At 73.2% G+C, this 7727-nt stretch carries 6 protein-coding genes; 4 read left to right on the top strand and 2 right to left on the bottom strand.

Translation table 11 applies throughout. The annotated features are described in order from the left end of the window. Positions 1–152 precede the first annotated feature (152 nt). On the top strand, positions 153–1775 hold the full coding sequence (locus ACFVU9_RS35050) for a PucR family transcriptional regulator (RefSeq protein ID WP_387600560.1): 1623 nt from the start codon (positions 153–155) through the stop codon (positions 1773–1775). Here ACFVU9_RS35050 and ACFVU9_RS35045 read toward each other — a convergent pair. Beyond that, complete coding sequence (locus ACFVU9_RS35045) at positions 1739–3382, bottom strand: IS200/IS605 family accessory protein TnpB-related protein (RefSeq protein WP_387600557.1); 1644 nt, start codon at positions 3380–3382, stop codon at positions 1739–1741. The genes ACFVU9_RS35050 and ACFVU9_RS35045 overlap by 37 nt on opposite strands. Positions 3383–3764: 382 nt before the next feature. Between ACFVU9_RS35045 and ACFVU9_RS35040 the strand changes: the two genes are divergently transcribed. Beyond that, complete coding sequence (locus ACFVU9_RS35040) at positions 3765–5078, top strand: diaminopimelate decarboxylase (RefSeq protein WP_387600554.1); 1314 nt, start codon at positions 3765–3767, stop codon at positions 5076–5078. Between the two features lie 76 nt (positions 5079–5154). Here ACFVU9_RS35040 and ACFVU9_RS35035 read toward each other — a convergent pair whose 3' ends face one another. After that, entirely contained in the window at positions 5155–5706 is a 552-nt protein-coding gene (locus ACFVU9_RS35035; protein WP_387600551.1) for a hypothetical protein, read from the bottom strand. A gap of 301 nt (positions 5707–6007) precedes the next feature. Here ACFVU9_RS35035 and ACFVU9_RS35030 point away from each other — a divergent pair, with 301 nt between their 5' ends. Both ACFVU9_RS35030 and ACFVU9_RS35025 read left to right on the top strand, forming a co-directional pair. Further along, on the top strand, positions 6008–6673 hold the full coding sequence (locus ACFVU9_RS35030) for an RNA polymerase sigma factor (RefSeq protein ID WP_387600548.1): 666 nt from the start codon (positions 6008–6010) through the stop codon (positions 6671–6673). After that, positions 6670–7725, top strand: coding sequence for a CU044_5270 family protein (locus ACFVU9_RS35025; RefSeq protein WP_387600545.1), 1056 nt, complete (start codon positions 6670–6672; stop codon positions 7723–7725). The genes ACFVU9_RS35030 and ACFVU9_RS35025 overlap by 4 nt, the downstream gene beginning before the upstream one ends. The last annotated feature ends 2 nt before the right edge of the window (positions 7726–7727 follow it).

The raw sequence follows: 7727 nt of genomic DNA, 5'->3' as shown, positions 1-7727 counted from the left end.
CCACTCGTCCTTGCTCAGATCTCCCCGCCCCATGACCAGTACAACGAGCCGATCATGCGACGGTCACAAGATCCGCCGTACAGAACCTAGTCCGCCCAGCACGCCGGCCCGGCCCGGGCCGGCGGCCACGCACCGCGGGGGAGGGGCGGCCCATGCCGGAGCAGCCGTCGACGTCGACCGGCACCACGGCACCCGAACGGACGCTGCACGGGCTGCTGCTCCTGACGGAGGCGGTGGTCGAGCTGTGTCTCGCCCCGCTGGGGCAGGACGTTCCCGTCCTCGGCCTCGACGTCTTCGACCGGCCCGAACCGGGCGCCGGCCGCGGCGACCTGCTCGTCGCCGTCCGCGTCGATCCCCGCTCCGAGCAGGCCCTCGCCCTGGTCCGGGCGGCCGGACGCGACGGCGCCGCGGGCGTCGTCTTCCGCGACGAGGGCGCCGGCCCGCCGAACGGCGCGCTGCGCGCCGCCGCGGCCGAGGCCGGGGCGGCACTGCTCTTCCGCCACAGCTGGGTCGACTGGGCGCAGCTGATCGCGGCCCTGCGCGCCGCACTGGAGGTGGCCGGCGAACCGGAGGCCACCACCGTGCCGCTCGGCGACCTGGACGCGCTCGCCGAGGCGCTGGCCCCCCTGGTGGGCGGGGCGGTGACCATCGAGAGCCCGCACTCCCGCGTGCTCGCCTACTCCTCGAACAACAAGGACGTCGACGACATCCGCCGGGACACGATCCTCACCCACCGGGTACCGCCCGACCGCGTGGAGGCGATGCGCAAGAACGGCTTCTTCCACCGGCTGCGCACCACCCCGGGCGCGCTCCACCGCCGCCCGCTCGGGGACGTCCCCGAGCGCGCGGCCATCGCGGTCCGCGCCGGCGAGGAGATCCTCGGCTCGATCTGGGTCGCACCGACCGACCGCCCCCTGCCGCCCACCGTCTCCGACGCCCTCCAGGCCGCCGCCCGCGTCGCCGCCGCCCACCTCCTGCACGACCGGGTGCGCCGCGCCGGACAGCGCGAGCAGGTCCTGGAAGCCGCCCGAGCCCTGCTGGACGGCCGGGGCTCGGCCGACGCACCGGCCCGCACCGGGCTGCCCCCGGCGCAGCCGTGCGCCGTACTGGCCATCGCCGCCACACCCGAGAGCCCTGACACCGACGGCCGGCTCGCCCGCACGGCGGCCGGACACTGCACGGGACAGGGCCACCACGCGCTCGCCACGGCCTCCCGCGACGGCGCCCGGGTCCTGCTCGGCGGCCTGGACCGGGACCCGCGACGGGCCGCCGCACAGCTCACCCGCCTCGCCGACTCCCTCGCACGGGAACTGTCCCAGGACCCCGCCCACCCCGTGCGCATCGGCATCGGCGAGGTCCGGGACCGACTCGACCTGGCAGCGGAATCCCGCCGCACCGCCGACCTCGCCCTGCGCGCCCTGCTCTTCGCCCGCTCCGCCCAGGCCGCCGCCCGGGCCTTCGCCTCCGTGGCGGACCTGCCCGACACCGTCGCCCTGCTGCACGCCCTGGACGCGCTGCGCGACGCCGTGCCGCCGGCCGACAGCTCTGTCGAACGGCTGCGCGCACACACCACCCGCACCGGCGAACACGTGCTGCTCGACACGCTGCGCGCCTACCTGGACCACTCCCGGGACGGCGCCAAGGCCGCACGCGCCCTCAACGTGCCCGCCGGCACCTTCCGCTACCGCCTGGAGAAGGTGAAGAAGGTCTGCGGCATCGACCTGGACGACCGTTCCAATCAAGTGAGCAGAAGTGGGTCTTGGACCCAGGTCTGATCACTGCGTGCATCCCGAACGGTGTTGGATGCCCGGCTGGTCGCCCGCGTTCTCGTGGTCCCCGCCCGGGCGCGTGCATCGTGTGCACGGTCCGTGGCGGGGTGGCGGGTTTCCTCGCGCCCCCGGATGCCTGGTCCGGCCTGGGCGGTCCGATGCCCGCGACGATCGCTCTGGTCGTCGTGGGGCGGTGCCGTCCGTCGCCGGATCGGGTGTCCGAGGGCGCGTCGCCCGATCGCGACAGCGGCGCTGTCGTGTCGGGTGGTCTTACGGGTTGGCGTCGCGAGCGGCTTCTGCCAGTGCTGCGCGCCCCACCGGGAGGTGTAGGCGGGGTCCACGGCGACGATGACCAGGTCGAGCTCGGCGGCCATGGAGACGAGGCGGGCACGGAGTTTCCCGGTGGGGATGCCGGAGAGGAGCTGGCGGAAGCGCTTGCGGCGGCCGTGCTTCTCGCGGGTGGTCTCGGCGGTGAAGTCCAGGTTCTCCAGGCCAATCGCTCTCATGCCGCAGCGCTTGGCCCAGTGGAGGAGTTGGGTGATGGCGTGGCGGATCTGGGCGTCGCGGTGGGTGGCGGTGCCGGTCAGGTCGTAGGGGAACCGCTGGGGGTCGCCGACCGGGTTGCCGTGCGTATCGAGGTGCCAGCAGGCGAAGTGGTCGGCGTTGGTGTCCACCCCGACCATCCCGGCCGCGCGGGCCGCCTCCAGCGGCATGGTCTTCACGACGGGGCGGGTCCATGAGGCGTCCAGGTACCAGCGGCCCCGGTCCACGTCCAGGTGGATGCGGTATGCCACCGCCCGGTTGGCCTCGATGCGGTCGGCCCACTCGGTGCCCCGGTGCGGGAATGTCACCTTCGCGGTGAGGACGTACCGGCCGTGCCTGGCGTTCGCCAGGTCGGCGAGCGGGGCGGGCAGCTTGATCGACACTTCGCCGTCGGGGGTGACGCGGATCGTCTCGTTGCCGAACCGCTTGCCGGACTCCCCGTCAGCCGACAGGAACCGGCGCGCCGTCTCCCAGCGTTCCCGCCATTGCTGCTCGGTGAGCTGCGCGGTGTCGAGGTTGTGCCGGGTGTTGAGCAGTTTCCGGCCGCCGCGTACCACGTGCACGATGCCGTTGTCGCGGTCGGCGGCGACAGCCGCGCGTCGCTCCTCAAGGACGTGCAGGCGCCGGGTCTTGACGAACCATTCGTGCTTGGACCGGTATCCGCCCGGCTGTCGCCTGCTGCCCCTCTCGACCAGCGGCAGCGACAGGCGGTGGGAGATCGTGCGGATGCCGGTGTCCAGGGAGTCCAGGTGCGCGGCCTGCCCGCGACGCGACAGCGCCCACTGGTCGTGCGTGGCCTTGGTGATGCTCCCGGCCCAGCGCGACGACGACTGCACGGTCAGGTCACGTTTGCGCGTGGCCCACGTCTGGTTGCCGTGCTCCAGGCCGTCAGCGCAGCGCGCCTTGAGGTCACGCGACGCCAGCGAACCGAGGTGCCCGCCGACCAGCCGCAGCACCTTCTCGTTCTCGGGGGTGAGGCCCTTGAGACGGTCACGGACCGTCACACCCGACGGGCCAAGGGAAACGAACGGCGCGTCGATCCGCCGCAGCGGCTTCCCCGGCCCGGTCACGCCATCCCCCTCTCCGTCAGTGCCACCACCCTGGCACAGGCCACCGACAGTCGCTTCACCGGTCCAACAAGCCATGATCGAAAACGAACTCATGGACACCCACGTGCACGAAAACGACCTCGATCCCCAGCAGTTCACAACCCCCGGCGCTGAGCCCCGCCCCGCCGACTCCGTCGCACGGCACGAAGAAACCGCCCCCGGGCCCTCGCCCCGCACCAAAGGGGCGACCGCCCGCCCGCCGCCCCCGGCCACGACACGGCCCGCACCCCGCACATCCGCGCCGTGGGACGAAGACACGGCCCCCCGGCGCCCGGCAGCCTGGACCCAGGCCCCCGCGAACCCTCCCGGGCCCCACCGACGACACCCAGCGGAGCAGGGCACCATGACCATCCGACAGTCACCCGACCACCCCTCGGCCGCCCGCCGCGAACGCGTCCTGCGGGAAGCCGTCCAGCGCAAACTCCTCGACCCCGAACAGGCCCTGCTCGCCGCCTTCGTCGACCTCGACGGCGTCGAGGCGAGCGTCACCGCCCTGCACCGGGCCTTCCCCGACTCCGTCCACGCGCTGCACACCTTCGCTGCCAAGGCCAACTGCCTCGTCCCGCTCCTCGAACGGCTGCGCCACCTCGGCATGGGCTGCGAGGTCGCCAGCCCCGGCGAGTTCGCCCAGGCGCTCGCGGCCGGCTTCGACCCCGCGCGGATCGTCTACGACTCCCCGGCCAAGACCCGCGGCGAACTCGCCCGCGCCCTGGAACTCGGCGCCGCGGTCAACATCGACAACTGGCAGGAACTCGACCGTGTCGACGCCCTCCTGCGCACCCGCCCCTCCCGCTCCCGCCTCGGCATCAGGATCAACCCGCAGATCGGCGGCGGCACGATCGGCGCGATGTCCACCGCCACCGCCACCTCCAAGTTCGGCATCCCGCTCGCCGACGACGGCAACGCCGAACGCCTCCTCGCCGCCTACCGCGCACACCCCTGGCTCACCTGGATCCACGTCCACGTCGGCTCCCAGGGCTGCCCCCTGGACCTCATGGCCGACGGCGTCGCCAAGGCCGTCGCCTTCGCCGAACACGTCAACGACGCACTCGGACGACGCCGGATCACCGGCATCGACATCGGCGGCGGACTGCCCGTCAACTTCACCGACGACACCACCGACCCCACCTACACCGCCTACGCGGACCGGCTGCGCGCCCACGCCCCCGCCCTGTTCGGCGGCGGATTCCGGGTGGTCACCGAGTTCGGCCGCTCCCTGCTCGCCAAGAACGGCTTCATCGCCGCCCACGTCGAGTACACCAAGACCGCCGGCGGCCGGCACATCGCCCTCACCCACGCCGGCGCCCAGGTCGCCACCCGCACCGTCTTCATGCCCGAAGCCTGGCCGCTGCGCATCACCGCCCACCACCCCTCCGGCGCCGCCAAGCACGGCGACCCCGTCCCCCAGGACATCGCCGGGCCCTGCTGCTTCGCCGGCGACCTCGTCGCCCGCGCCCGGCCGCTGCCCCTCCTGGAACCCGGCGACCTCGTCGCCCTCCTCGACACCGGCGCGTACTACGCGACCACCCACTTCCAGTACAACAGCCTGCCCGAACCCGCCGTCCACGGCTTCACCGTCGACCCCGACGGCACCGTGCACTTCGAACTCCTGCGCCCCGCCCAGACCACCGACGACCTGCTGCCCATCGTCCGCTGACCCGCCGGACGCACTGGGGCGCCGCCACCTCGAACCGCGAGGTGACGGCGCCCCTGTGAACGGCCGACCGGCCGGGTCAGCCCCAGTAGCCTTCGGTGCCCGGACAGCGGCGGTAGGTGTTCGACGCCCACAGGGCGTTGCCGGAGCCGTCGTAGATGACGAAGTTGCCGTCGGCCTGGACGATCGCCTGCGTGCCGCGCGTGCTGTGGGTGGGGGGCTTGGTCAGCGACGACCACAGGGCGACGTTGCCCGACGGCCCCTGGTTCGTCCAGATCACCATGCTGCCCCCGCCCGACCCGCCTTCGAAGTTCACCCAGGTCGTGTTGGAGTTGACCGTCCCGGTGGACCACTTCGGCTCGCCGTTGCTGGTGCAGTAGAGGACCAGGTTCCCGTCCCCCTGCATCTTCAGGACGGTGAACGGCCCCCACCACTCGTGGTAGGGCGTGTAGTTGCCGCCGTCCATGTAGATCGTCGTCTGGTGGTTGCAGCCGTCGCCGCCGGTGCACCCGATCGTCGCACTGGCCGGAGTCGCGGAAGCGACCATCGCGACGGAGACCGCGAGGGCGCCGATCAGCGCGAGGCTGCGGCGCCTGGCCGCGCCGGACACCCGTTGGAGCATGGACCGCATGTGAGCCCGCCTTTCACGTCGGATCACGAGTCGGATTGCCATGTCGCCCGCCGGGGCGCAGTCCTGTCCCGCCCCGACGCCCCAAGCCTGCCGGGAGCGGCCCGGTGAGGTCCCGTATCCCGTACAAGTCCGTACACGCGGCCCGCGTACCCCCGCGCGACCCCGTTCCGCCCGCACCCGAGGCCCCCGATTTCCGAAATCCCCGCAGCACCACCGGAGAATCGACGCCGAGCCCCCGCCGGCCACACGCGAGTGACGCGGCTCACACGGAACCCCGCGCAGCCCGCGGACAGGGAGGGACATGGAACTGTCACAACGAGCGCGCCTGCGCGCCGGCGACCAGGCCGCGCTCGGCGAGGTCTTCGACGCACACGCCCAAGCCGTGTACGGCTACGCGCTGCGCACCCTCGGAGACTGGGCGGCCGCCGAGGACGCGGTGTCGCTGACCTTCCTGGAGGCCTGGCGCCTGCGCGCCAAACTGCACGACGGTGACGACGACCTGCGCCCCTGGATCTTCGGCATCGCCACCAACGTCCTGCGCAACACCGCCCGGGCCGCCCGCCGCCACCGCGCCGCGATGGCCCGCCTCGCCGAACGCGAGGCCGTGCCGGACTTCGCCGACGAACTCGTCTCCCGCATCGACGACAGCGCCCAACTCGCCGCCGTACGACGCGCGTTGCCAGAACTACGCCGGTCCGAACGCGAAGTGTTCCGCCTCTGCGTGTGGGTCGGGCTCGACTACGCGTCGGCGGCCGAGGCCCTCGGCGTCCCGGTCGGCACCGTCCGCTCGCGCCTGTCCCGGGCACGCACCCGGCTGCGCACCCTCGCCGAGACCGAACTCAACGAGCCGGCAAACCGCCGGGAACCCGCTCCCGCCACCGGACAGGTACGGGTCGGCGGCTTCGAAGCCGCCCGGTCGCTGCGGGAGTCGCAGGAGTTGCAGGAGTTGCAGGAGGAAATCCGATGAACAACTCGCCGAACAACTCGCCCGAGCTGCTCCCCGCCGACCGCCAACGGTTTCTGAAGGAGCACCTGATGAGTGAGATCGCCGCCGAGACGAAGGCACCGAAGCCGCGGCGCAGGCTGGTGTGGCTGGTCGCCTCCCCGCTGGCGGTCGGCGCGCTGGCGGCCGTCACCCTGGCCGTCCCGGACCGCCACCACGGCGACGCCGCCCCGGCGGCCCCGGCCCCGTCGGCCTCGTCCGCCCCCAGCCCCAGTGCCAGCCCCACCGCCACCCCGCTCCCGGAGCCGACCGACCCCGCGGGCCTGCTCGCCCGCGCCGCGAAGGCCGCCGCGAGCAGCCCCGACCCCGGCGCCAAGGGCGCCCAGTTCGTCTACCGGCGCGAGATCCAGGACGGCGCCCGCGAGACCAAGCACGAGCGCAAGTCGTGGATGTCGGTCGACGGCAGGTCCCAGGGCCTGATCCTGGATCCGACGATGGGCGGCGGACGGACCGACTGGCCCGCCATGCTCTCGACCGCCTCCGGGGCCCCGCGAACGGCGGGCTTCTCCGCCCCGACCTACGAGTTCGTCGCCTCCCTGCCCACCGACCCGCAACAGCTCCTGAAGCAACTGCTCTCCGCCGACCGCTCCAAGATGGTGGCGGGCATGCCGATGACGCCGAAGCTGTACAACCAGTTCGCCTTCGGGGACGTCCAGATGATCTTCCAGAACATCGCGGCACCGCCCGCCGTCGCCGCCGCGCTCATGGAGGCGGCCGCGAAGATCCCCGGCACGGCCGTCGTCGCCGACGAGGCGGACGCGGCCGGCCGCCACGGCGTCGCGGTGGTCGGCACCAACGGCACCATGCGCGTGGCCCTGGTCTTCGACAAGACCACCGGCGCCTTCCTCGGCGTGCACGAGGTCCTCCTCTCCGACCTCCCGCCCGCCGGCCCCGACGGCCTCCCGCCCGCCGGCACCCCGTCCCCGGGCGCCGGCAACGGCAAGGGCTACGACTACGCCTCAGCCATCCTCACCACGGCCATCGTCGACAAGCCGGAGGCCGAACCGGCCAACTGACC

Source organism: Kitasatospora sp. NPDC057936, assembly GCF_042887525.1.
Classification (GTDB): domain Bacteria; phylum Actinomycetota; class Actinomycetes; order Streptomycetales; family Streptomycetaceae; genus Kitasatospora.
Note: the sequence above shows the minus strand (reverse complement) of the source record. Positions and strands in the feature narration are given on the sequence as shown.

Excerpts from the sequence above, each read along its gene's own strand:
- ACFVU9_RS35050 (WP_387600560.1), top strand. The coding sequence starts at position 153 with ATGCCGGAGCAGCCGTCGACGTCGACCGGCACCACGGCACCCGAACGG.
- ACFVU9_RS35030 (WP_387600548.1), top strand. The coding sequence starts at position 6,008 with ATGGAACTGTCACAACGAGCGCGCCTGCGCGCCGGCGACCAGGCCGCG.
- ACFVU9_RS35035 (WP_387600551.1), bottom strand. The coding sequence starts at position 5,706 with ATGCGGTCCATGCTCCAACGGGTGTCCGGCGCGGCCAGGCGCCGCAGC.
- ACFVU9_RS35040 (WP_387600554.1), top strand. The coding sequence starts at position 3,765 with ATGACCATCCGACAGTCACCCGACCACCCCTCGGCCGCCCGCCGCGAA.
- ACFVU9_RS35025 (WP_387600545.1), top strand. The coding sequence starts at position 6,670 with ATGAACAACTCGCCGAACAACTCGCCCGAGCTGCTCCCCGCCGACCGC.